The sequence below is a fragment of the Pseudoclavibacter sp. VKM Ac-2888 genome (assembly GCF_015351285.1).
In the GTDB taxonomy this organism is placed as follows: Bacteria; Actinomycetota; Actinomycetes; order Actinomycetales; family Microbacteriaceae; genus Pseudoclavibacter.
This window is the reverse complement of the sequence record NZ_JADKSM010000001.1, coordinates 778,602-800,924: the sequence shown is the minus strand read 5'-3', so window position 1 is coordinate 800,924 and position 22,323 is coordinate 778,602. Positions and strand designations below refer to the sequence as shown.

At 67.6% G+C, this 22,323-nt stretch carries 20 protein-coding genes; 17 read left to right on the top strand and 3 right to left on the bottom strand.

What is annotated here, in order from left to right; genetic code table 11:
• Positions 1 to 10 precede the first annotated feature (10 nt).
• The 12 genes from ITJ61_RS03860 to ITJ61_RS03805 all read left to right on the top strand — a co-directional run bounded on the left by ITJ61_RS03860 (position 11) and on the right by ITJ61_RS03805 (position 17,427).
• Positions 11 to 1,870, top strand: a complete 1,860-nt coding sequence (locus tag ITJ61_RS03860; protein WP_194685517.1) for a hypothetical protein — start codon at positions 11 to 13, stop codon at positions 1,868 to 1,870.
• A gap of 7 nt (positions 1,871 to 1,877) precedes the next feature.
• Entirely contained in the window at positions 1,878 to 6,089 is a 4,212-nt protein-coding gene (gene dnaE / locus ITJ61_RS03855; RefSeq protein WP_194685516.1) for a DNA polymerase III subunit alpha, read from the top strand.
• Positions 6,086 to 7,282, top strand: a complete 1,197-nt coding sequence (locus tag ITJ61_RS03850) for a hypothetical protein (protein ID WP_194685515.1) — start codon at positions 6,086 to 6,088, stop codon at positions 7,280 to 7,282. The genes dnaE and ITJ61_RS03850 overlap by 4 nt, the downstream gene beginning before the upstream one ends.
• 45 nt (positions 7,283 to 7,327) lie before the next feature.
• Positions 7,328 to 7,759, top strand: a complete 432-nt coding sequence (locus ITJ61_RS03845; protein ID WP_194685514.1) for a hypothetical protein — start codon at positions 7,328 to 7,330, stop codon at positions 7,757 to 7,759.
• Positions 7,760 to 7,939: 180 nt separating this feature from the next.
• On the top strand, positions 7,940 to 8,635 hold the full coding sequence (ssb, locus tag ITJ61_RS03840; protein WP_194685513.1) for a single-stranded DNA-binding protein: 696 nt from the start codon (positions 7,940 to 7,942) through the stop codon (positions 8,633 to 8,635).
• A 161-nt stretch (positions 8,636 to 8,796) separates the two neighbouring features.
• Entirely contained in the window at positions 8,797 to 9,585 is a 789-nt protein-coding gene (locus ITJ61_RS03835) for a hypothetical protein (RefSeq protein ID WP_194685512.1), read from the top strand.
• Positions 9,576 to 10,025 (top strand): HNH endonuclease, encoded by a 450-nt coding sequence (locus ITJ61_RS03830; RefSeq protein WP_194685511.1) that lies wholly within the window; start codon positions 9,576 to 9,578, stop codon positions 10,023 to 10,025. Before ITJ61_RS03835 ends, ITJ61_RS03830 begins: the two co-directional genes overlap by 10 nt.
• A gap of 37 nt (positions 10,026 to 10,062) precedes the next feature.
• Entirely contained in the window at positions 10,063 to 12,309 is a 2,247-nt protein-coding gene (locus ITJ61_RS03825; protein ID WP_194685510.1) for a M23 family metallopeptidase, read from the top strand.
• 9 nt (positions 12,310 to 12,318) lie between these two features.
• Positions 12,319 to 13,020, top strand: a complete 702-nt coding sequence (locus ITJ61_RS03820; protein ID WP_194685509.1) for a hypothetical protein — start codon at positions 12,319 to 12,321, stop codon at positions 13,018 to 13,020.
• A 27-nt stretch (positions 13,021 to 13,047) separates the two neighbouring features.
• Positions 13,048 to 14,745, top strand: a complete 1,698-nt coding sequence (locus ITJ61_RS03815) for a restriction endonuclease (protein ID WP_194685508.1) — start codon at positions 13,048 to 13,050, stop codon at positions 14,743 to 14,745.
• A 19-nt stretch (positions 14,746 to 14,764) separates the two neighbouring features.
• Entirely contained in the window at positions 14,765 to 15,304 is a 540-nt protein-coding gene (locus ITJ61_RS03810; RefSeq protein WP_194685507.1) for a hypothetical protein, read from the top strand.
• Positions 15,305 to 15,315: 11 nt separating this feature from the next.
• On the top strand, positions 15,316 to 17,427 hold the full coding sequence (locus ITJ61_RS03805; protein ID WP_194685506.1) for a DEAD/DEAH box helicase: 2,112 nt from the start codon (positions 15,316 to 15,318) through the stop codon (positions 17,425 to 17,427).
• Between the two features lie 4 nt (positions 17,428 to 17,431).
• On the opposite strand, the gene ITJ61_RS03800 is transcribed toward ITJ61_RS03805, so the two are convergent.
• Positions 17,432 to 17,572 (bottom strand): hypothetical protein, encoded by a 141-nt coding sequence (locus ITJ61_RS03800; protein WP_194685505.1) that lies wholly within the window; start codon positions 17,570 to 17,572, stop codon positions 17,432 to 17,434.
• Between the two features lie 68 nt (positions 17,573 to 17,640).
• Here ITJ61_RS03800 and ITJ61_RS03795 point away from each other — a divergent pair, with 68 nt between their 5' ends.
• The 5 genes from ITJ61_RS03795 (at position 17,641) to ITJ61_RS03775 (ending at position 21,531) form a co-directional block, all read left to right on the top strand.
• The gene (locus ITJ61_RS03795) at positions 17,641 to 18,504 is read left to right on the top strand and encodes a hypothetical protein (protein ID WP_194685504.1); all 864 of its coding nucleotides are present in this window, start codon (positions 17,641 to 17,643) and stop codon (positions 18,502 to 18,504) included.
• Complete coding sequence (locus tag ITJ61_RS03790) at positions 18,501 to 19,355, top strand: hypothetical protein (RefSeq protein WP_194685503.1); 855 nt, start codon at positions 18,501 to 18,503, stop codon at positions 19,353 to 19,355. The genes ITJ61_RS03795 and ITJ61_RS03790 overlap by 4 nt, the downstream gene beginning before the upstream one ends.
• 2 nt (positions 19,356 to 19,357) lie before the next feature.
• Positions 19,358 to 20,239, top strand: coding sequence for a hypothetical protein (locus ITJ61_RS03785; RefSeq protein ID WP_194685502.1), 882 nt, complete (start codon positions 19,358 to 19,360; stop codon positions 20,237 to 20,239).
• A complete protein-coding gene (locus tag ITJ61_RS03780) occupies positions 20,236 to 20,877 on the top strand; it encodes a hypothetical protein (RefSeq protein WP_194685501.1) in 642 nt (213 codons plus the stop codon). Before ITJ61_RS03785 ends, ITJ61_RS03780 begins: the two co-directional genes overlap by 4 nt.
• A gap of 75 nt (positions 20,878 to 20,952) precedes the next feature.
• Positions 20,953 to 21,531, top strand: coding sequence for a hypothetical protein (locus ITJ61_RS03775; RefSeq protein WP_194685500.1), 579 nt, complete (start codon positions 20,953 to 20,955; stop codon positions 21,529 to 21,531).
• On the opposite strand, the gene ITJ61_RS03770 is transcribed toward ITJ61_RS03775, so the two are convergent.
• Positions 21,528 to 21,737, bottom strand: a complete 210-nt coding sequence (locus ITJ61_RS03770) for a hypothetical protein (protein WP_194685499.1) — start codon at positions 21,735 to 21,737, stop codon at positions 21,528 to 21,530. The two genes, ITJ61_RS03775 and ITJ61_RS03770, sit on opposite strands and share 4 nt — an antisense overlap.
• Before the next feature lie 136 nt (positions 21,738 to 21,873).
• On the bottom strand, positions 21,874 to 22,293 hold the full coding sequence (locus ITJ61_RS03765) for a hypothetical protein (protein ID WP_194685498.1): 420 nt from the start codon (positions 22,291 to 22,293) through the stop codon (positions 21,874 to 21,876).
• Positions 22,294 to 22,323 lie beyond the last annotated feature (30 nt).

The window sequence follows — 22,323 nt, the reverse complement described above, 5'->3', positions numbered from 1 at the left end:
CCCCGGCGAGATGCTCGCCGCGAACCCAGGCGACTGGACGAGCGGGCATTTCCGCAAGCAGGTCGACATCCCCCAGGAGCTCACGAACCATCCGGACTTCCGCCGCGACCTCGGCAGCAAGTTCCTCAAAGCGATCAAATCCAACCGCCGCGACGAGATCGTGCACGAAGACGCGTGGGAGACGATGGGGTACGTCCCCACCGCCAGCGGGCACCCCGTCTTCATCGCCGGAGACGTCAGAGTCGGACCCAGTGCCACTGACGAGCAGTCCACTCTCCCGGGCGTCACAGCAGGCTCGTTCGCCGCCGCCCCGCGGTTCGGAGTCGTCGACACGTACCGGAACCTGCCGATCGAGGACTACAAGCGGCAGGTCCGTGACGACCTGCGCAGCATGTACGCGCACTGGTTCGCCTCCGGAGCCTTCGCGCACCGCAAGTTCGGCGCCGTCGCGTGGGCGACCATGTTCCGCCCGACCCTGCCCACCCGCCCCAGCGTCACGCTGTCCCTGTTCGGACCTCCCAAGTCCGGCAAGAGCTACCTCGCGATGGCCATCATGGGCGCCTGGCAGAAGGTAGCGAACGCGTGGCGCGCTTCCCTCCCCGGCGGTGCCAACGACACCTTCGTGGCGACCGAGCTCAACGTCTCACGGACCCCAATCTGGGTCGCCGACGACCTCGCCGCGGCCGTCGACGCCCGCACCGCGGTCGCCCAGGAGCAGAAACTCTCCGACTTCATCCGCAGCGTCTTCAACGGGCAAGGCAAGGGACGCGGCAGCGCCGAGCTTGTGCAGCGCGCGACGAACGACCCGCGCGCGCAGTTCATCATCACCAGCGAGAACGAGTTCCAGATCGACTCGGTGCGTCAGCGCACCCTCCAGCTGGAAGTCGGCGCCCGAGGCGTATTCGGCGACGACCCGGCTGCGGTGCGCGCGCTCAAGACGTTCTTCACCAGCGACCTCACCCAGGCCCGCATGTCTGCGGCCATGATCCGTCTCTGGCACCTGCACGAGGACTACGCGAAGCTCGACTGGCCCAGCATCCACGAACACGTGACGGACGACGTCTACGAGAGCGTGCGCAGAGCAGCGACCGAGCACATGCTTCGCCTCGGCATGTCCCACGCCGACTCCACTCGCCAGGGCGAGAACGCGGCCGAGTTCGCGCAGGTCTTTGACGTCATGCACACCCTCGGACACTGGGCGGGTCTCAGTGCCGACGAGGACGTCATGCAGGCGCTCAACACCACCAGCCCCGCGTCCCTCACCAGAGAGATCTACGCCCTCTTCGGGGACGCTGTTGAGGCCAGTCGAAACTCGTCACCAGGCAAGCTCCTCCTCCGTGCGCTCGACAACACGCTTGGCTCGGGCAAAGCCCACCTCGCGAACCCCGACGAGGCGGGCATGCCGCCATTCCCTGCCAACAGCGTCGAGAACAACCGCCTCAACGAACGGCTCGGCTGGGTCTTCGACGCGAGCCGCGGCGCCGACGGTGCCTGGGTTCCCCGTGGCATGCGCATCGGGTTCCTCCTCGAACTCCACAGGGATGGCCAGTCTCAGCTCGTGGCATTCCTCAATCGGGACAACGCGTTCAGCGAGGCCAAGCGCCACCACCCAACCCTCATCCAGCCAGGCATGGGAGCCGCCGTCGGGTGGCGAGACATGTGGGACCAGGGTGCAACCAGCCTGTTCGTCAAGCGGGCGACTCCAGGAACGGTGACCGTCCAGGCCACCCTCCGATCGCCAGGTAACTCCGACCAGACGACGAAGAGCTCCCGAGGCTCCGGCGTCCCGGTCCTGCTCGACGCGATCCTCGACGCGGAATCGTTCTTCGGCGATGGCGCCGACAGCGCCGACACCGGCTCGGCCGCATAGGACGAGCATGACCGACACCAGCACCGCCGCCGCCCCGGTCCCGTTCGCGAACCTGCACGTCCACACGGAGTACTCGCTCCTGGATGGGATGGCGAGCAACGACATGTTCGACTACCTCGCTTCCATCGGTCAGAACGCTGTCGCGGTCACCGACCACGGAACCCTCGCGGGGCTCTGGAAGATGACCGAGGCCGGACGCAAGCACAACATCAAAGTCCTCGCTGGCTTGGAGAGTTACTTGGCCGTCGGGTCCCGATTCGACCGCGACTACATCGAGATCCCCGCCGACGATTCCTCCGCGGACGAAGGCGACGGGAAGTCCGGGACGGGGGAGAAGGCGAGCACGTGCGATGCGCTCGCTCTCGACCAGCTCAGCGAGGGTGAGCTTGCCCAGGCGGTCCAATTCGTCGCCATGATCGAGGATCTCTTGGCCTCCGACGACGGAGACATTTCGATCGAGCTCCTCGCTGGCTACGCCCAGCTCAGCGAAACCAGCGCAGCGTTCCGGGAGCTCTCCTCGACACAAAAGGGAGCACGAGACGCGGAGAACAAAGACCAGCCAGTCACCCTGGACGACGCGCTGGTTGCTCTCGCCTCCCTGCGTGCCACCTTCCTCGCGCCTCCCCGGAAGCTCAAGAAGCGCTTCCACGAGCACCTGACCCTCATCGCGACGAACGAGACCGGCTGGTCGAACCTCCTCGCGCTCTCCAACGCCGCCGAGCTGTCGAAGCACCAGGGCAAGCCCCGCATCGACCTGCAGCTGCTCGCCGCACATCACGAGGGCCTCGTCATCCTCACCGGCTGCCTCGGCGGCGCGTTCCTCGGGTCCCTCTCCCGCGGCGACCGCGACCGCGCATCCGACACCCTCCGCCGACTCGTTGAGATCGCCGGCACCGACCGCGTGTTCGTCGAAGTGATGGAGCACGGCATCGAGGCTGAATCCCGCGTGCTCCCGGAAGCTGCAGAACTTGCCGCTGAGTACGGCGTGCGCATGGTCGCGACCAACGACGCCCACTACGTCCGCCCGGATGCAGACACTGCTCACGCCGCGTGGCTCGCGCACCAATCGAAGTCGACCCTCGCGAACCCCAAGTACGCCTTCCACGGCGCCGGGTTCCACCTCGCCTCCGAGCAGGAGATGCGCGCCAAGCGCCCCGAGCAGTGGTGGCAGGACGCCGTCACGACCGCCGGCGAGATCGCAGCGCTCGCCTCGGGAGACGTGCTCCCCGAATCCAAGATCCGCCTCCCGAAGTTCCCGCTCCCGGACGGCGAAACGGACACCACCGCGTACTTTGTGCGCCTCATCAACGAGGGCGCCACCCGCATCTACGGCCCCGACCGGCCAGCGGAAGTGAGCGCGCGGCTCCAGGAGGAGTTCAACGTCGTCGCCCAGATGGGCATGACCGACTACTTCCTCATCGTCGCCGACATGATGGCGTGGGCCCGCTCGCAAGGCATCCTCACCGGCCCAGGCCGGGGGTCGGCGGCAGGTTCGCTGATTTCGTACTGCCTCGGCATCGTCACCATCGACCCGCTCGAGCACAACCTCCTCTTCGAGCGATTCCTCGAGCCTGGCCGCAAAGGCATGCCCGACATCGACTCCGACTTCGAGGCGGCCCGACGCGACGAGGTGTTCGCCTACCTCGGCAGGAAATACGGCAACGAGTACGTCGCCCGCATCGGCACGTTCGGGTTCGCCCGCACCAAGAAGGCCATCAAGGACGCTGCCCGCGTGTTGGAACTCACCCGAGTCGGCGACACCCTCGCGAAGGAAGTCCCGATCGACGGCGGCAAGCCGCTCACGTTCGAGAAGCTCCGCGACCCCGCACGCGCCGACGCCGATTCGTTCCGTTCCGCGGTCGCTGTCGGCGGGGAAGACGCCGCTCGCGTGGTGGAGCTCGCCGAAGCGTTCGAGGACCTCGTGTCCACCCTCGGCGTCCACGCCTGCGGGTTCCTCGTCTCCGACGTGCCAGTGGCCGAGCTCGTGCCGGTGCGCGTCAACGAGGACGGGCTGCGCTACACCGCTTGGGACGGGCGCGACGTCGAAGCGCTGGGCCTGTGCAAGATCGATATTCTCGGCCTCGCGAACCTTGACGGGCTCGCGAAAGCGTTCGAGTACCTGCGCGAGTTCGAGGGCATCGAACTCGCGCACGACGAGATCCCGCACCCGAATACCAAGGGCGACCCGCGTGTGGACGCCACCTACCGACTCCTGCGCGAAGGCAAGACCAGCGGCGTCTTCCAGCTCGAATCCGACGGCATCACCGCGCTGTCCGAAGACATCAAGCCAGAGAACTGGGATGACTTGTCCGCCATCCTCGCTCTCTACCGACCCGGCCCTATGGGCGTCGGCATGCACCAGCACTACGGGGCGCGCAAGCACGGACTCGAGGCAATCGACTACGGCTACCTCACCGACGACCCCGAGGAGGCCCGGTGGATTGGAGAGGTTCTCGGCACCACACAGGGTTTGATGGTCATGCAGGAACAGATCATGTCTCTGGGACGCGTCGTCGCGGGGTTCGACGCGGCTGAGCGATCCAAACTGCGCAAGGCAATCGGCAAGAAGATCGCTTCCGAGATGGACGCGATCGGTCTCAGCTGGGTCCAGCGGGCCACACAGGAATACCGCGACGAGGCTGGCGAGATCATCTCACCGGCGTTCAGCGTGGCAACGGCAGAACGCCTCTGGGAGGCCATCAAGGTCAACGCCAGCTACGCCTTCAACGCCAGCCACAGCTACGCGTACGCCCGGACGACCTTCGACACCGCGTACGTGAAAGCGAACTGGCCTGCCGCGTACGGTGCCGCCCTGCTCGCGACCGTCGACAAGGTCGATCGGCGCGTGCGCATCATGCAAGGCCTCGCGAACGAGGGCATCGAAGTGCTCCCGCCGGACGTGAACCGCTCGGGTGCCGTCACACAGCCGGAGGGCCCCTCAGTGCGCCTCGGGCTGGCGGAAGTCAAAGATGCCGGTGAGGACGCGTATGGGCTGATCCGGGCGCGGGAGGCGCACGGTGGCACGTTCCCGGACCTACCGTCGATCTACCGGGCGTTCGATCCGACCGCGAACCGGGCGACGCTCGGCAAGCGCATGCTGGAGGCGCTCGTGGAAGCGGGCGCGATGGACGAGTACGGGCCGCGGCTCGGCATCAACGTCGTCAGCCGTGCCCTCGCGACCGCCGCCCTCCCGGTCCCCGCCCTGGAGTGGTCGACGCTGGAGCGCGCGATCCGTCAGCGCGCCCGCATCGGCATCAGCTTCGGCACGCACCCCCTCGTGCTCCACCAGGCAGAGGTCCGCTCGTGGGTGCCGGAGGGGACGATGAACCCGGAGCAGTTCCGCGCGTCGCTCCTGCCGGTGCAGGCGCTGCCGGACGTGAACGGTGCCCGCATCTCCACGCTCGCGCTCCTGGCATCAGTGTCGACGCGGGCGTACCGCGGCGGGAAGCTCGCCCAGCTCACGCTCGAAGGATCGTCCGCGCGGATCAACGGGGTCATGTGGAACGACCGGCTCGCAGAGCACCTGGAATCCCCGCAGGGGCTGCCGCCGGCCGGTGCGCTCGTGCTCGCCCGCGGCAAAGTGTCTATCCGCGAGGTAGAAATCGAAGACCGCGAGAGCGGGGAAGTCTCGACGACCATCCAGCGCGAGCTCACCGTCTCCTACCTCGAGGAGATCCAGGTCGCCGACGACGGCACCTACACGCTCCCGGACGCCCCGGAGCTGGGCATCCAGTTCCCGAGCACCGAAGACCCGGACGTGCTCGCCGAGGCCGCCGCCGACGCGGAATCCGAGGCCGCAGCCCAGGCGGCCGAGATCGCGCGGTTGGAGCAGCTCCAGCAGGCGCAGCTCGAAGTCGCCGCGCGCGAAGCTGAACTCGCCGAGCATGCGACCGTCCCGCTCGTCGACGTCCGCACGGGCGCCGCCGTCCCCGTCGTAGCGGTCGACGCGAACCTCAGCTCGGCGATGGTCCGGTTGCGGCTGCGCAACGCCGGGTTCGCGATCGACCTCGACCTGGCCGCGCAGATCGCGGCGGGGGAGGTGCGGGTGAGCGAGCTGCAGGGGTTCCCGATCCGGGACGACCGGACGGGGGATGTGGTCGCGTACGTCGTCGCGTCTCCCGAGGAGCCCACCCCCGACGATGCCCCTGAGGCCGAACCCGCCGCACACAGTGCCACTGAACCCGCCGATTCGACGCTCCTGGAAGGAGCCACCGCATGAACAAGCTCTCCGAGCAGCAGCGCCTCGCACGGGAGGCCGCGCGAGGCCACGGCGTCGCCGGCGCCTCCCAGTTCGGTTACCAGCAGCACTCCACGCCCAGCCCTGACGCGTTCGTGGCCGCCCCTGACGCGCTCACACCTGAGCAGGAGTCGGCGCTCGAGGAGCGGCTGCGGCAGGAGGAGCGCGAGGCGAATGAGCGTCGGGAGCTGCGCGAGCAGAGCCAGGCCTCCATCCAGCGCCGCGCGGACCTCCTCCGCGAGGAAGGGTACGCGGAAGCGCAGGCGACGCCGGACCCGTTCGACCCGGAGACGACGAAGCACCGCCCGGAATGGTGGGCGCACTCGTTCGCGCACGCCGAGCAGGTCAAGGGCGGCGGGTACGACATCATGCCCGACGACTACACGCCCGGCATGACCGAAGGCCGCGCGCTCTCCGGCAACCGCCGCACGCACCGCATGAAGTACGAAGGTGCGGGCGTGCAGCTGCGGATGCCGAGCGCGACGAGCATCCGAAAGTACGCGAAGGAGCTCAACGGGCGCACGTTCGACGTGCCCGTGGAAGCGAACACCCCCGCCGGCACCGTCATGGGGCACGTCCGGATCACGCCTGGACCCAACGGCACGTGGAGCGTGTCGGGCGTTCGCATGCCTGATGGCCGCAACGAGTACGTGTCGGAGGCGGTGCAGGCGATCCTCGAAGACCGCCGTCCGTCGCTCGCGCTCGCGCAGACGCAGGACCTCCTCGAGCGGCGCCGGGAGCGACTCTTCGCCGCCGGGACGAAGCAGTCCCCGCCGAAGTACGCGTCGACGTTCATCGAAGGCGTCGGCTACAACCAGTACTCGGCGGAGATGACGTTCAACCTGTCCGGCCGCCAGTACGGGTACAAGGTGCCTGCGGAGGTCGCGAAACGGATGCTCACCTCCAGCACGCCAGGGCACGCGTACATGACCCTCATCAAGGGCAAACGCCGCCGCTTCGATGTGGTCGAGTGCCCGAAGTGCCGCCGGTTCCTGAACGAGGACACCGCGGACCTGCACCAGTGCCACCGCGGGCACCGGACACCCACGCGCGCGATCAAGTTCCACCGCGCGCAGATCCTCGAGGCCGTCACCGGCAAGCTCTCCTCCCGTCAGCGGGAGCAGAAGGCGCGCGCGAAAGCTCGCGAGGGCCGGTACGAGGACGCGGGCGCATAGGGAGGGCACACCGCCCTTCCACCTCCACCCCCAGGAGCGCATCCCATGCCCGACCGCATCCACCACCTCATCCTCGACGTGCAAGCCGCTGGCTCGCCGAATCCGTGGGAGGTGGCGGGTGTCGGGTTGGACGCGCACGGTCGCGAGCGTTGGTCGTTCTCCCAGTCCATCCGCCCGACGGGCGCGGTGAACGATCACCCGCTCGGTGACGGCATCTTCCCTGGCCTCGACGCGATCGACCTCGGCATCGCGGAAGAGCTCACCACACGGGCCGCCCCCGGACTCGACCTGATCGTCCGGACCGGCGACACTCGCCCGCAGTTGTACGCCTGGTTGCCTCGCACGCTCGCGCTCGCCGTCAGCGGTGTCACGACGGTCAGTCCCAGCGAGCGGCCGTTCGGGATCAGCGCCCTGGATGTGCGCACCCTCGCCCGCGCATTCCAGTCGCAGCTGCGCCGAACACGAGTGCCCGCATAGAGACGCCAGGCACCGAAGCAACACCCGCCAGAACGGCCCCCGCATAGGAGACCAGGCACCACCGCACGACCGCCAGAACCACTCCCCGCATAGGGAGCCAGGCAGCCTCGGCTCGCCGTCCGCAGCAGCACCTCCGCCGCCACGGAAACCCACACAGCACCAAGCAAAAGGAACAGCATCATGGTGAACCCCCTCGTCACATTCGTCGGAAACGCAACCGCGGACCTGGAGCTGCGATACACGCAGAACGGCGTCGCCGTCGCGAACGGCACGGTCGCCGTCAACGACCGCGTCTTCGACAGGCAGACCAACGAATTCAAGGACGGACCGACGACCTTCGTGCGTTTCTCCGCCTGGCGCGAGCTCGGCGAGCACGCCGCCCAGTCCATCAAGAAGGGGCAGCAGGTCATCCTCGTCGGCAAGCTCGAGCAGAACGAGTACACCGACAAGGAAGGCGTCAAGCGCACCAGCTTCGAAGTCACCGCCGAGCACCTCGCGGCCTCCGTCCGTTTCGGCACGACCGAGTTCCGCAAGTCGGCTCGCCCGGACCAGAACGCGCAGGCCCAGGCGCAGTACGGCCAGCAGGGCGGCGGGGTCCAGCAGCAGGCGCAGGCAGCCCAGGCACAGGGGTACACCCCGGCGCAGCAGCAGGCTCCCGGCCAGTACCAGAACCCGCCCGCGCAGCAGATGCAGCAGCCGCCGGTCCAGCAGCAGGCTCCGGCTCAGCCGTACGACCAGGGCCAGCAGTACGCGCAGCAGCAGGGCCAGCCGGTCCAGCAGCAGGCCGCTCCCCAGCAGCAGGCTGTCCCCGCGGGCGTCCCCGCAGCGGGCGCGAACCCGTTCGGTCCCGGCGCTACGGACGGCGACATGTTCTAACCCCTGACCGCTGAGGGCCACCAGACGTTCACCCGCCTGGTGGCTCTCAGCCCTACCTCCGTGAGAGGGCCCCGACGGTGTCACGCCAGCAACCTAAGATCCGACTCGAACGAACTCGAGCCGGTGAGTTGGCGTGGCACCTTCGTCATCCCCGCACCCGCATGCTCACCATCGCCGGTGCCCTCGCCGTGACGGTCGGCATCGTCGTCGCCGGCCTCACGCTCCCGACCGTCCTGTCCCAACCCCCGGCCTCCCCGCCGGTCGCCGAGCCCACCTCCACGGCCGTCGAACCAGCGCCCACGATCCGCGTCACCGACGCATCACCGTCACAGGCATCGTCGACGACTTCGGACCCGGCCCCGACGAGTTCAGCCGCACGAGATGCCGTCACCGAACAGGTGCGCCTTGCCGACCAGCTCCTCGCGCAGTACCCGGCCCCTGCCACGGACCAAGCGATGATCGACGAGCTCTCGGCTGCCCGCGACGCCGCCCAGGCGCTCCTCGACGATTCGGGCTCGAGCGAAGCGAAGCTCATCACGGCGAACTCCACGCTCTCCGGCCACAATCAAGCCTTCCGCGTGCACGCGCTCACCAAGGCCAGCGCCGTCACCGCAGACGGCCACGTTGTCCAAACGCCCGCACCGGCCGGAGCGCCTGAATCTGCGCCCACCCCGGACGCCGCACCAGTGAATGCCCCGTCCGCACCCACCGTCAAGCGAGCGTCGCAGTCGATCTCCGTGTCCTGCCAGGCGCCGTCCGCGTTCTCGATCACGTTCACCGCGTCCGGCGGCGGAACGGTCGAGCTGAGCGCTGCGGGGCAGTCCGCGACCGGCGCCGGGTCCGCATCCGTGACCGCGTTCGGCCAGCCCGGGCAGTCGTTCTCCGCGACCGGCAGCGCAGACGGGTCCGTATCCGTGTCCTACTCCACCGGAGGTGCCTCATGCAGCTAGTGCAGTCCATCGTCGATCAGCTGACCATCCTCACCACCGAACAGCCCGCGCTCGTCATCGGCGTGCTCGTGCTCGTCGTGCTTGTCGTCAAGGCCCTCACCGGTCCACAGGGCGGTGGAAGCAAAGCTCGGGACCCGCAGCGCCTTTACGGCAACCGCGACCGCCGTGCCGGATTCGACCGGGCCGGTGGCCGGTGCGAAGGGGAGTGGCTGCCGTTCGTGCGCTGCACCCGGCCCGCGAACGCCGGCGACCACTGGCTCCCGCACTCCAAAGGCGGGGCGACGAGCGCCGCCAACTTCGTCGCGCTGTGCAGTGTTCACAACCGCTCCAAGTCCGCGCGCATCCCGTCGAGATTCCAGACCGCGAGGCTCCAGATGCGCCGCCGCAAGTACATGAGCGACCCGTCGCTGGTCTCCGCCGGCCAGTGGTTCGGCCGCTGAACCACCGCGCGCGCATAGGACGATCTGGAGGTCCATTATGAGCACACCAGACACCCCGCCCACCGGCCCCGACAAGCCGTCCGCCGGCGACCGCGCGAAGGCCACCGCGAAAGGCCTCGGCAAGGAAGCGGCCTCCATCGTCGCCGGAGCCGTCGGCGGAAAAGCCGCGGGCGGCGCTGCGGCTGCAGGGAAGGCTGCAGGTGCTCAGGCAGCAAAGGCTGGGGCAGAGAAGACGGCCGCGACGGGAGCGAAGAAGCTCGCCGCCGACGCAGCCACCAAAGGCAAGGACCGCCTCAAGCAAGCCGCGACGAGGCCCCAGTCGAACGCGTCCACTCGGAGCGGCCTGGCGGGTGCTCGCGACGACGCGAAAGCCGCCACCAAGAACCTCGCCAAGGGCGCGGCGTCCGGGGCGCTGCAAGGCGCGACGAAGGGCGGCTGGGTCGGAGCGGCCATCGGCGCCGCGGGAGGCGCTGCCGTCGGGCTCGTCGACAACAAGGCCGGGCAGCGCACGATGCTGCGCATCCTCGCGATGCTCGCGATCATGTCCCTCGCGATCACGCTTCTCGCCGCAGCGCTCGTCTCCGCGACCGTGAACGCCTTCGCCGCGGCCCTGTCCAGCCAGTCCCAGGACACCGCGGCCGCCGCCGGCGCCGAAGCGTCCGAGATCCGCGATGCCCGGGCCGCCTCGGAGGGGTCAGCGACGCCGTGGCAGCTGACGCTGTGGATGGAGCGGGAGAAACCCGACGTCGACTTCGACCCGCGCGCGTTCGACGCCGAGCTCATCCGGCAGATCCCCAACGACGACGACCGCGAACTCATCGCCGGATCCGTCCGCGACGGCGAGACCGGACGCCTCAAGCTGGGCGACTCCGACGTGGACAAGGCCGGACAGGAGACCGCCGAGAAGGGATTCGTCGCAGCCCTCCTCGCGCTCTATGGCCCAGACGGAACCGCGGACGCGCCAGAAACCCTAGCCCCCTTGGGGACCCCGACGGCCGAGGCCACGCCTGATGTGACTCCGACCGCTGATTCCACGTCGCCCGAGGCAACGCCGACCGCGGAAGCCACCGAGGCACCCGCGCCGACAGCTCCGCCCGCCGCCCCCAGTGCCGGACCGCCCGGGCACCTCGACGAGGCGACCGCCAAGACGGCGTTCACGACCGCTCGCGAGTGGGCGCTCGCCATCGGTAACACCTGCGGCGACGCTGGAGCCGGGTCCATCACCGCGCCCGCATCCGGCGACGGCAGCGGCACGGTCGACGTCAACGGGCTCACCTCCGAGCAGGTCTCGAACGTGCGCGCGATCATCGGGGCGACCAAGACGATGTTCCCGACCGCCGACACCCGGTGGGCCGGGATCGTCGCGATCGCGACCGCCTACCAGGAGTCGACGCTCGTCAACATCGGCTACGGCGACTACGAGACCGGGGGAGTGCTCAACCCCGACGGCAGCCCCACCACGTCCATCGGCCTGTACCAGCAGCAGGACTCCTGGGGCACTCGCGAGCAGCGCCTGACCCCCGCCTGGGCGACGGGCAAGTTCCTGTCCGTGCTCCGCGCGGTGCCCGGCTGGCAAGGAATGGAGCTCGCGAAAGCCGCGCACGAAGTGCAGGTGTACGCGCTCCAGTATTACGACAAGTACAACCAGGCGCAGCCGCTCGCCGAGAAGCTTTGGGACGCGTACGAGAAGACCTCACCGGCCATCCCGCTCCCGGGCGACCTCACCGGGGCGCCCAGCGCTGGCGGCGACGGCGCGCTCCCTGGCAAGAGCCAAGGCGGGGTCGCGTGCGCCGAGTCTGGCACGTCCGTCGGCGCGGTCTCCGGCGGCGTCGCGTACCCGCTGTCGCTGGACGACCCGTACCACCAGATCACCGACTTCTTCGGCCCCCGATGCTGCGTCGGGTCGTCGTTCCACCGCGGTGTCGACATCCAAGGCATCGAAGGGTCCGCCTCGATCTTCGCAATCGCTGCGGGCACCGTCACCGAATCCGCGTACGGTTCAGGCGCCGGCAACTACGTCACCGTGCAGCACGACAACGGCGTCTCCACGTCCTACTGGCACATGGTCGCTCCGTCCCCGCTGAAGGTGGGCGACAAGGTCAAAGCCGGCCAGCAGCTCGGGACCGTCGGCGACACCGGGTCCAGCTTCGGCGGACATCTGCACCTCGAAACCTACGACCAAGCCGGAGAGAAGGTGAACCCCGTGACCACGCTGAAAGGGATGGGGCTCGACCTGTGCGCGTACAAGATCTCCGGCATCTCCTCGAAACAGACCTGCGGATAGGACCAGACCATGACCACCACCAGACTCCGCCTCATCATCGTCGGCGCCGCTATCGTCCTCGTCGTCGCCATCTCCGCCGTCGCCGCCTGGGCGATCAGCGCGAACCAGCTCCCGCCCACCGCCGTACCCACCCCGGTCGCGACCGTTACCGACACTGCCGCCCCGGTAGATGAGAACCGGGAACCCGTCGAGCACGTCGAACCCGAAGCCGGGGGAGACGCCGGGCACGACCACGACCACTCCGCCGAAAACGACCTTCTCTCCGGCACCGACCAAGCCAGCATCGACGCGTGGCTCACCTCAGCGCTGCGCGAATGGGTGACGTTCGACTCCACCGAACCCACCGAAGACCGCGCAGCCCGCCTCGAGCCGTACTTCACGCCTGAACAGATCTCCGTGGCCCCGCTCCTCGCGCGCAGCGACCTCGGCATCTCCAACTCCGGATACAAGGCGACCGTCACCGTCCACGACGTCACCTACCCCGCCCTGATCGCGCCACCCGAAGACGAAGCCGGCCTCATGACCGAAGCCTGCTACAAAACCGTCGTCGACTACACCGCCAACTGGACCACCGGATCCAGCAACGACGCCACCCGCTTCGGTGACAACTACTGGACCATCTGCGTCCCTGTCGACTTCAGCAGGGGAGCGATGGCCCTCAGCGGGAAAGCCACTTCCGTCGAGGAACCAGACATCGACTTCACACCCTGAGGGTGGCAAACCCGCATACTGGCTGTCATGAAGCGAATCCCCTGGACCAGGCTCGAGGGTGGCGATGTTGAAGCGGTTGTCGCGCTCCTCGTAAACCGAAAGCGGCCCAACTCGATTCGGATCACTCCTTCAACCGGTGACGGCGGTGTCGACATCCTCGAAAAAGGTGCCGCTCCAGGTGGGGGCGACGTGGTCTACCAAGTGAAGAAGTATGCCGAACCGCTCACGAGTAAACAGAAGAGTGAAATTCACAGTTCGTTCACCACTCTCAAAAGCACGCCGCGCTGGGACAGACTCAACGTCGAGGAGTGGAAGCTCGTAACCCCCTGGAACCCCACCCCCGAAACGTACGCGTGGTTCGATGACCTCGAGCCTGAGCAACCTGGACTCACCCGCATCTGGCACGGGCTCGACTACGTCGAGGGTCTCGCTGCGGAATACCCCGCCGTCATCGACTACTACCTCGGCGACGGGGAGACCGCCATCCTCAGAGCATTCAGAACGATATCTCAGTACTCGGATCTCGAGGATGCACCTTCGCCGATGGACCTCGCCACGCGATTCGCAGACGCTCGTAGGGTCTTGGACGACGACCCCCTGTACGCCTACGACTACGAAACCGGTCATGGTCCTCTGCCGAAGCGCTTCGGGACGAGAACAGGCCTAATCATGACGGTAGCTCGGACAGACGATGCATCGAACACCAGCTGGACCGCCGTCCATGTGATCGCGAGGTGCGCAGAATCACAGAACCTCAGGCCGGTGACTCTCGAAGGAAAGATCGTCGTGCCAGCCGGAGACGAAAAACTCGAGGCGGCGCTTGAATCATTCGCAGGCTACGGAGCACCGTTCACATCCCCCCACGGTTCGTTTCAGGGGAAACTCGATGCGCCAGGCGGCCTATCGGCCGAGCTAACAGGGGCCAGTCTGCAACTATCCCCAACGACGAGCGAGGTCGGAGACCCTCTTCGGCTCGAAGTACTTTCTCCTGAGGGTGATGTCCTTGCTTCGGTCGAGGCGATACGTCGGGACGTGTCGTCGGGAGGTTTGGGCGTCAGGATTCTCTTGGAGGAGCGTTACAAGACATTCACCTTGGAGGATCGATACCACTCCGAGGGGTCACTAGTCAGAGCCATCGGACAAGGGGATTTCGCCGGACAGGGCGTGCTCGACGTCCAACGCGGCCTTCGTTTCCTCTCTGTTTGTCGCCCTCCCAACGAAGGCAGGATCAGCCACGCTCACACTCCCGAGGGCCGAGGCGTCCTCGATCGGAACCTTTGCGTCGATTGGCCGGAGGACTTGACGCAGGCCCTGCACGTCACGATGGACGCGGTGGACCTGCTCGTCGAGATTCAGAAGCGCACGGACGCCCGCGTACTGACCCCAGATTTCTCTTCAATCAGTGGTGACAACCTTGCACACTGGAGGTTTGTGGTCGGCTTACTTAGCGGTCAGTCGTATGCGAGGCCCGTATCACCGGACGGGCGCTTCTACATTGAATTGGCGCACTCGGTCGTCCTACCCACTGGGTCATTCACTCTCACGTCCCCTCTGGTCGCGGAGGTTGGGGATCAGCGCATCGCGTTGGGGACCATCGGGTACGAGTTCCTGGGCGCTGAAGTAATTGAGAAGGTGCCAAGCGAGAACGGGGCTCTCTTCACACTCAAGCCGCATGGCGACAGTATCCAGGTGTCGCTGCACGAAGAGGAATCCTCGGCAGGCTGACCCTCCCGCATAGGAGGGCATGGCCAGAACAGCAAAACCCCCGAAGCCGATCGAGATCCGCGACAACGACGCTCTTCCCGATGTCGTGCGCGCGACCCACATCGCGTTCCTCATCCTCAAAGGCACGAAGGTCGGGTCCTGGAAGCACCTCGTCTCCAACGCTGAGGCGATCGCGAAGGTGCGGCTCACACCCGACCAGCAGGCGTGCCTCGACCGGAACCTGAACGTCGTCTCGCTCATCTCCGTGGACCCGCAGCGGATCGTCGCGGTGTGCTCGGACTGCGGCCAGGTGTCATTCCTCGGGCGCACCCAAGACGGGAAAGCGCAGGCGGCCCCCTCGAAGTGCATCCTCACCCGCGACTGCACAGGCAAGCCCATCAAGACCCCGCTCACCGCGAAAGCGAAGCCCAAGGCCGAACCGGACGCGGAGCCTGCGGGGGAGGAGGCTGCGGCGGGGGAGGAGGCTGCGGCGGGGGAAGAGGCGCCATCTGAGGCCGGCCCGCTGGTGATCGTCCAGCCCGAACTTGAGCTCGGCATCGGCGCGGGAGTCCCGGCGTGACCATGACGCTGATGTCCACACGAGTCGGGACGGTCGAGCTGACCGGGTCGATCACCCGGCCCGAACTCCGCCTCCGCGCACCCCTGGACGCGCCCCTCCCGCTCGATGGCAGCCGCACCTTCCAGGGCTGGGTGAAAGGCCTGCCCGGGCGGGCATATGATCGCGCGACCCGGTCGTGGACGATCACCGGGCTCGGCACCGAACGCCCCAGCGAGGAACTCGCGAAGCTCGGCCTCTGGATCGACTACCCCCAGAACGGGCCGCTCGTCGGCTACTCCCTCGAAGACCTCACCGCTCCCATGGCCCGCCACGCACCCGACGGGTTCGGCCTGCAGGTGCGTCCTCGTCTCCTCGGCAAAGACCTCGCCGGCGACCTCCTCGGCTGGGGCGCCGTCTGGAACAAAGACGAGGACTGGTACGAGCTCCCGCACACGGACGCGACCGTCCGCGGCACCCTCCGGCCCGGTGTCGTGTGGCCAGCAGACACCCTCGAAAAATCCCTCGCAGCACGGGCTCCGCTGCCGGTCACGGGGTTCGAGGCGTTCGCCGCCGCGCTGGGGAGTGCACCCGACTACGCCGCGCTCGGGGGCAAGGAAGCGCTGCAGGAGTGGCTGTCGTTCATCCCCGAATGGTTCGGCATGGACCTCTTTGAGTACCAGGCGCTCGGCGTGCTCTCCATCGCGCTCGGGCACCGACTCCTCGCGGACCAGCCGGGTTTGGGCAAGACCAGCCAGTGCCTCGCGGTCGCCGCCGCGATCGGGGCTGAGCGAATGGTCGTCACCTGCCCGTCGGTCGTGACTGGTGCGTGGAAGACCGAGGCGGACAAGGTCGGGATCCTCGTCAACGGGGCGATGGACGGCGGGACGGTGCTCGTCGTCAACCCGAAGAAGATGAAGCGGGACAAGCGCCTCGACCTGCCTGAGAAGGGCATTGTCATCGTCCCGGACTCCACGCTTGTCGCAAGACCGGAGCTCGTCGAGCAGCTCCGGGAATGGTCGCCTGACCTGTTCGTGTACGACGAAGCGCACCGGGCGAAGACGCTCGGCTCGAAGCGCGGTACGGCCGCCCTCAAGCTCGCGTCGTCCTCCAAGCGCGCAATTCCGTCGACCGGAACACCCATGTTCGCTTCGCCGTCGGAGATCGCCGCGCTCCTGGAAATGGTCGGCATGCTGGGCCCGCTCTTCGGGAGCCGGGACGAGTTCCTCAAACGCTACTGCACGCAGGACCCGTTCGGCCGGTTCCGACCCCGCCGCGGGGCACTCGAGGACCTCGGCAACCAGATGCGCGCTCACGTGTGGGTCCGCCGCGCGAAAGAGGAGGTCCTCAAGCAGCTGCCCGGCAAGTTCCGCAACGCCGTCGCTCTCGAGGTGCCGCTCACTGAGTACCGGCGGGCGCACAAGGATATTGCCGAGAAGATCCAGGAGTGGATCGACAAGGTCGTCTCCGAGACCGGTGATGCCCCGACGGACGACATGGTGGCGGAGTATTCGAAGGGCGTGATCCGGTTCGTCTCAAAGCTCCGTGTCGCCGCGGGCCTCACCAAGATCGACGCCGCCGCCGAGTACGTGCGACTGCACGACACCGCGCCCGACGAGGAGGGCCTGCACTCGCGTCCGCTCATCGTCTGGTTCTGGCACAAGGACGTCGGCGCCGCCCTCCGCGAGAGCTTTACCAAAGACGGACGCCCGTTCGCGGTCATCGACGCCGACACGAAGTTCGAGGACAAGGACCAGGTCGTCGCCGACTTCCAGGCGGGGTCGACTGCGATCCTGCTCGCATCCATTCCTGTCGCGAACGCCGGCATCACGCTCACGCGGGCCCAGGACATGCTCTTCACAGAGCAGGACTGGACGCCCGCGATCATGAGCCAGGCGGAGGACCGTGCACACCGGATCGGCCAGACCGAGAACGTGCTCGCCACCTCTCTCATCGCGCTCGGCACCCTCGACGAGCACATCCAACGGGCGCTCGAAAAGAAGGGCCACACCCTCGGCGCGGTCTACCAGCAGGACAGCAACATCGCCGTGCTCGACAACAGCAACGACGACCTCATGAGCGCCGCCGACGTCATCCAGCAGATGGTCGACGAGCTCATCGCGAAGCAGCGGCGGAAGCGGAAGTAGTCCGTCAGCGATCGCCGAGGCGAGCTAGGAGCTCTGCGTTGTCCTCGAGCACTGGGCCGAGGAGCTGCTCGAAGGCGCGCTCGTCGATGTAGCGCACGCCGCCAACCTCGTACCAGGGGGCGTTGTCGAACGTGAGCTCAGCCATGACCACAACCGTACTCGCGATCGCCGCACACAGTGCCGGTGAACCCCGGACCAGAGGAGTAGACACGCATGTCCACAGCAGACGATCGCCGCGAGCAGGCGCGAGGCAACGGCGTCGGCCAGGCCGGCCAGTTCGGCCACCAGCAGCACTCCGCGCCAGCCGCGTTCGACGCGAGCCCCGAGGCTGCGCCTCTGGCAGAGACGCCGACGCCACGCGTGTGGGCAAGCGCGACGTACTACAACGAACGCGGCACCGTGCAGGGATATGGCGACGAAGAGCAGATGGCTCCGGAGCACACCCGCGACATCCTCGACTCCTGGCCAATCTCGGCCCTCGAAGCGCTCCGCGATGACGAGGACGGCGAGGAAGCCGGGACCTTCGCTGGTGAGTATGTCGCGTGCGGCTACGCCAAGTGGCCGATCGGCGAACGGTGCTCCGTCGGGGCGACTCCCGACAGTGCGGAACTGAACACCTACATCGCGGCCCGACGTGCCGATGAGGCCCAGCGCGGCGAGGAGACGGTCAGGGCGGAGCGGGCGAAGGTGGCCGTCGACCAGGCATCCCTCCGGCTGGCGAAGCAGGCCGACCGGTACCAGATCCAGGTCGGCGCGACGGCGGCGTTCATGGCCCGCCAGCTCCACCCGAACGCGAAGGAAGTCCTCGTCGGCACGAACGACATGACGGGGGAGTACACCCTCGTCGGGGTGCGGAGCACGGACGGCACCGTCGACACCGACCGCGTCGACGGGGACGACCAGCTCGAGTCCTGCCTGCGGGAGATGCCGTGGGAGAGCCCGCAGTGGATCGACTACATCGACGAGACCGGCGACGACGCAGACCTGCAGGAGGACCACGGCGCCGCGTACCTCCTGAACATCAACGACGTCTCCCTCAGCGCCCAAGCCCGCCTCTACGAACTGGACAACGCATGACCATCAGCAGCGACGCCGCGCAGCGACGCGAAGCATCCCGAGGCAACGGCACCACCGGCGGCCAGTTCGGGCACCAGCAGCACTCGGCCCCGGCCCCGCTCACCATCGCCGAGCCCGGAGACGGGCTCCTCTCGAAAGCTCGAGCGAACCGGGAGATCGACCTCACCGATGACGCGCGAGGCTTCGATGACGAGCGCGTATCGATGATGACGCTCATGAAGTACGACCCGGCCGACACGGACTCCACCCTCGTCCTCGACTACAGCGAGAACCCGAACTGGGACAAGCGGTTCACACACGAGCAGCTGCAACAGCACGACCTGCTCATCGCCGACGCCTACTCCGACTGGTTCGACGCGGACGTGGACGACTTCGAATACCAGGAGGACGGAGACTCGAACCTGAGCCTGTCCCTGACCGCGAGGATCCCCGACGAGGAGCTCTCCGACGAAACCGTCGGGCAGGCCGCGTGGAACCTACACGCCCGGTTCGCGAACGAGACCGACCCCGGCACGTTCGGGGCCGAGTACATCGGCGCGGAGATCGACCGGCGCATCGAGACCGCCGAGAACCCGAACGTCCGCGCCGGCATCCACGAATGGACCAGCAACCGCGGGCACGCGGGCGTCGGCGTCACCTACCGCGAGAAAGCCGCGTACTTCCGGGGCGGCGACCACCTCGTGAAGATCGACCGCGACGGACACCACTGGCGAGCGCACATCCCGATCGAGCTCAACAACGCGCGCGGCCGCGAGTTCGACCAAGCCGAAGCCGACGGCAAGTACGAGTGGATCCGCCACGAACCCGCCGAAACCGCCGCCCGCACCAACGGCCTCCCCGAAGGAGCATGACCATGACCACCCAGATCAGCGCAGCCGCGAAAGCCCAGCAGGACGCCGCCCGAGGCAACGGCGTCGCCCACGCCGGCCAGTTTGGACACCAGGCCCACACAGCTCCCGGGACGTTCGAGGCGGAACCCGCACACGCGATCCCAGTGCCCGTGATGACCGAGCTCATCGACCCGCTCGACATCGAAGCCGGGGACCAGCTCGACATGTCCCGGCTCGCGGCCGCGTACCTGGAACGCAACCCCGAAGACGACGACCTGATCGAGGACTTCGAGCGGAACTTCCAACGAGGCCCCCGCACCGTCTCCGCCGTCGAAGTCAACGACGGCGAGATATACGTGACGTTCGCCGACACGGACGAGTCCAAGAGTGCGCGTTGGGACTTCCACCCGGGCCACGCCTCGACCGACCGGGACCGCGCGCCAGCGCGAGTGCTCGACCGTTCCGACGACGACGCGATCGAGAACCGCCGCCAGCAGCTGTACGAGCGATCCCAGGCGTTCTGGCGGCGACGCAACGACCTCGAACGTGAGGCCGCGGTCACCGCCGCGAGCCTCGTGCGCATGACGGTGCCGGACGCGAAAGCCGTTCACGTCTACCGCGACGACGAGGACGCCCGATACCGGTTCGGAGCGTTGGAGCTCCGCGACGGCAGCTTCATCGAGTTCGACGAGCTGCAGGACCGTCCAGACCTCGAGGAGATGTCGTCGGGGGTGCACGCGATCCTGGGGGAGATGGACCGTGATGACCCCGAGTGGCTCTGGCGCAGCGTCCCTGACGAAGGCAAGCCCGGGTATGTGGATTTCGCAGCCCACGGCCTGGAGCAGCACCCGTACCAGCTCGACATCGCCCTCACTCTCGACACCGAAACGGACCCCAACGCATGACCACAGCTGCAGACGCACGCCGAGAACAGGCACGAGGCAACGGCGTCGGCCAGGCCGGCCAGTTCGGCCACCAGCCCCACACAGCACCGGGCGCGTTCGACCCCGGCTCGACCGCTGCACCCGCCGAAGCGCCGACGAGCGTGAACGCGTGGGCGGAAGCGCTCGCCGAGAAGCTCCGAGCTGACAAGTCCAACGACTGGTCGGAGGAGCTCGCGAAGCTCGACGCGGCCCGCGCGCACGAAGGCACGAAGGAAGGCGCCGGCGACAAGGCGCAGGAGTCGTTCAGGAAGCTCTTGGAGGTCGACCCTGCCGAGGGGTACGCGACATACCAAGGGTTCGAGCACGACATCAAGAGCGCCGAGTACCCCCGGTTGGGGTTCCGCCCGGCCGACCCGGACGACGAGGAGTCCTACGCGGCGTTCATCGACCCCTACACCGGTGCAGAGTGCGAGATCCGCGCCGTCGACATCGCGGAGCGCTGGACAACGTTCGACGGCTTCGAGTACGTCGAGATCGACCCCGACGATCCGTCCATCGGTTTCGACTACGACGGCGAGGCGGAGTTCGAAGGGCTCGTCTACCAGTCCGAGAACTCAGACAAGCCAGTGCGGCTGCCGGAAGGCTGGCGAGAGAGATAGCGCCTGCCGAGCGCATAGAACAGGGGGTACGGCCACTCGGCTGTGCCCCCTGTCGCTGACTGGAAGGCCCCGCCCATGAACCTGCTCGAGCAGATCCTCGTCGCCAACGACTACGAGCTCGTCAACGACCCCGGCCTCATCACCGGCGTCCGCCCCGACGGGACCCGTCTGTCAATGCTGCGCTGGTCCAACACGAAGCACGCCGAGGCCGTCCTGATCCCGCGCAACTACGTCGTCGTGTGCGGCATCGGCGGACGCTGGCGGCTCCCGACGGTGGAGTGGGAGCGGTTCCTGCCGGTCGAAGAGCAGACGCCGCGGAAGACCGCCGACATCATCGCGGAGTTCAACGAGGTGTTCGCGCCGATGCTGGAGCTCCCAACCGACGAAGGGGCGACCATCCTCCGCGGCGCCGGCGAGCGGTACGACATGGGCGCCATTCTCGACCGGTCCGCGCGCGCCGCAGGCCTCTGCACGACTTCATTCATGGGGCGGAAGAAACCCGTGCACGCCCCATCCGGCGCCGAGTACCGCGTGTACGGGGAAGGGCGACGCCTCGTCGCGTCGCGCCACAAGAGCGACGTCGAGTCGTCAATGGCGCTCGTCGGCCGCGACTGGGACGACGTCACCGAATGGCTGCGGGAGGCGGTGGTCTAGCGGGATCGCGGTTGCTGATTCTGGCGCTCGTCTGGTTTGGGCTCGCGAGCGGGCCACACCACCAGCAGGAACAGCGCGATGGGCCCGGTGAGGAGGGTAAGCAGGAACCAGGTCCACGCTGAGCGATTTCGTGAGCGCGCGTATCCCGCTCCGAGCAGGGCGATGCTGAACCAGATCGCCGTGAGTGTTGCCTGATCTGCCGTCATCTCCTCGACGGTACGCGGGCGAGGGCGGTTGCCTCAACTCGCGTCGAGGACCCTGTGCCGCGAAGGGAGCCCAGAAGAGTGCCCGTGTACGCGCTCGCAACTGTTGCGGCGAGAGGGCGTCGTCGTGACGGTCCGGTCAGGCGCCGGTCGCGTAGACGTTGGTGGACACTCTGTCGGACCCCTCGCGCGGTTCCTGACCGTCTGGCACGACCTGGAACTGGGGACCGTCGCCGATCCGCGAGCTCGAGATACCGTTGCCGCCGCTGCAGGACCCACTCCACTCCTGAGCGTCTGCGTACTGGAGGAGGCACACTTCAAAATCGCCAGTGCCCGCAGCGAGCCACACCTGCGATCCGCTGTATTCGCCGACCCATCGGATGGAGTCAGTGTCGAACCCGTCGAGGGCCTGGGTCTCGAGATCAGGGGGGATGGGCTTGTCGACGGGCGCATCGTTCTCGAGGTCCGCGTACGTGGACACGCGCTCGGAGCACCCGGCCGTAGCTCCGATGAGGAGCGCGGCACCGGCCAACATCATCGCCTTCGTCGTGTGAGCCACGCATCCATGGTCGCACCGACCTGCGCACTG

Bases quoted from the DNA above. Each gene is read 5' to 3' on its own strand.
- ITJ61_RS03860 (WP_194685517.1), top strand. From the start codon at position 11: ATGCTCGCCGCGAACCCAGGCGACTGGACGAGCGGGCATTTCCGCAAG.
- dnaE (WP_194685516.1), top strand. From the start codon at position 1,878: ATGACCGACACCAGCACCGCCGCCGCCCCGGTCCCGTTCGCGAACCTG.
- ITJ61_RS03850 (WP_194685515.1), top strand. From the start codon at position 6,086: ATGAACAAGCTCTCCGAGCAGCAGCGCCTCGCACGGGAGGCCGCGCGA.
- ITJ61_RS03845 (WP_194685514.1), top strand. From the start codon at position 7,328: ATGCCCGACCGCATCCACCACCTCATCCTCGACGTGCAAGCCGCTGGC.
- ssb (WP_194685513.1), top strand. From the start codon at position 7,940: ATGGTGAACCCCCTCGTCACATTCGTCGGAAACGCAACCGCGGACCTG.
- ITJ61_RS03835 (WP_194685512.1), top strand. From the start codon at position 8,797: ATGCTCACCATCGCCGGTGCCCTCGCCGTGACGGTCGGCATCGTCGTC.
- ITJ61_RS03830 (WP_194685511.1), top strand. From the start codon at position 9,576: ATGCAGCTAGTGCAGTCCATCGTCGATCAGCTGACCATCCTCACCACC.
- ITJ61_RS03825 (WP_194685510.1), top strand. From the start codon at position 10,063: ATGAGCACACCAGACACCCCGCCCACCGGCCCCGACAAGCCGTCCGCC.
- ITJ61_RS03820 (WP_194685509.1), top strand. From the start codon at position 12,319: ATGACCACCACCAGACTCCGCCTCATCATCGTCGGCGCCGCTATCGTC.
- ITJ61_RS03815 (WP_194685508.1), top strand. From the start codon at position 13,048: ATGAAGCGAATCCCCTGGACCAGGCTCGAGGGTGGCGATGTTGAAGCG.
- ITJ61_RS03810 (WP_194685507.1), top strand. From the start codon at position 14,765: ATGGCCAGAACAGCAAAACCCCCGAAGCCGATCGAGATCCGCGACAAC.
- ITJ61_RS03805 (WP_194685506.1), top strand. From the start codon at position 15,316: ATGTCCACACGAGTCGGGACGGTCGAGCTGACCGGGTCGATCACCCGG.
- ITJ61_RS03800 (WP_194685505.1), bottom strand. From the start codon at position 17,572: ATGGCTGAGCTCACGTTCGACAACGCCCCCTGGTACGAGGTTGGCGGC.
- ITJ61_RS03795 (WP_194685504.1), top strand. From the start codon at position 17,641: ATGTCCACAGCAGACGATCGCCGCGAGCAGGCGCGAGGCAACGGCGTC.
- ITJ61_RS03790 (WP_194685503.1), top strand. From the start codon at position 18,501: ATGACCATCAGCAGCGACGCCGCGCAGCGACGCGAAGCATCCCGAGGC.
- ITJ61_RS03785 (WP_194685502.1), top strand. From the start codon at position 19,358: ATGACCACCCAGATCAGCGCAGCCGCGAAAGCCCAGCAGGACGCCGCC.
- ITJ61_RS03780 (WP_194685501.1), top strand. From the start codon at position 20,236: ATGACCACAGCTGCAGACGCACGCCGAGAACAGGCACGAGGCAACGGC.
- ITJ61_RS03775 (WP_194685500.1), top strand. From the start codon at position 20,953: ATGAACCTGCTCGAGCAGATCCTCGTCGCCAACGACTACGAGCTCGTC.
- ITJ61_RS03770 (WP_194685499.1), bottom strand. From the start codon at position 21,737: ATGACGGCAGATCAGGCAACACTCACGGCGATCTGGTTCAGCATCGCC.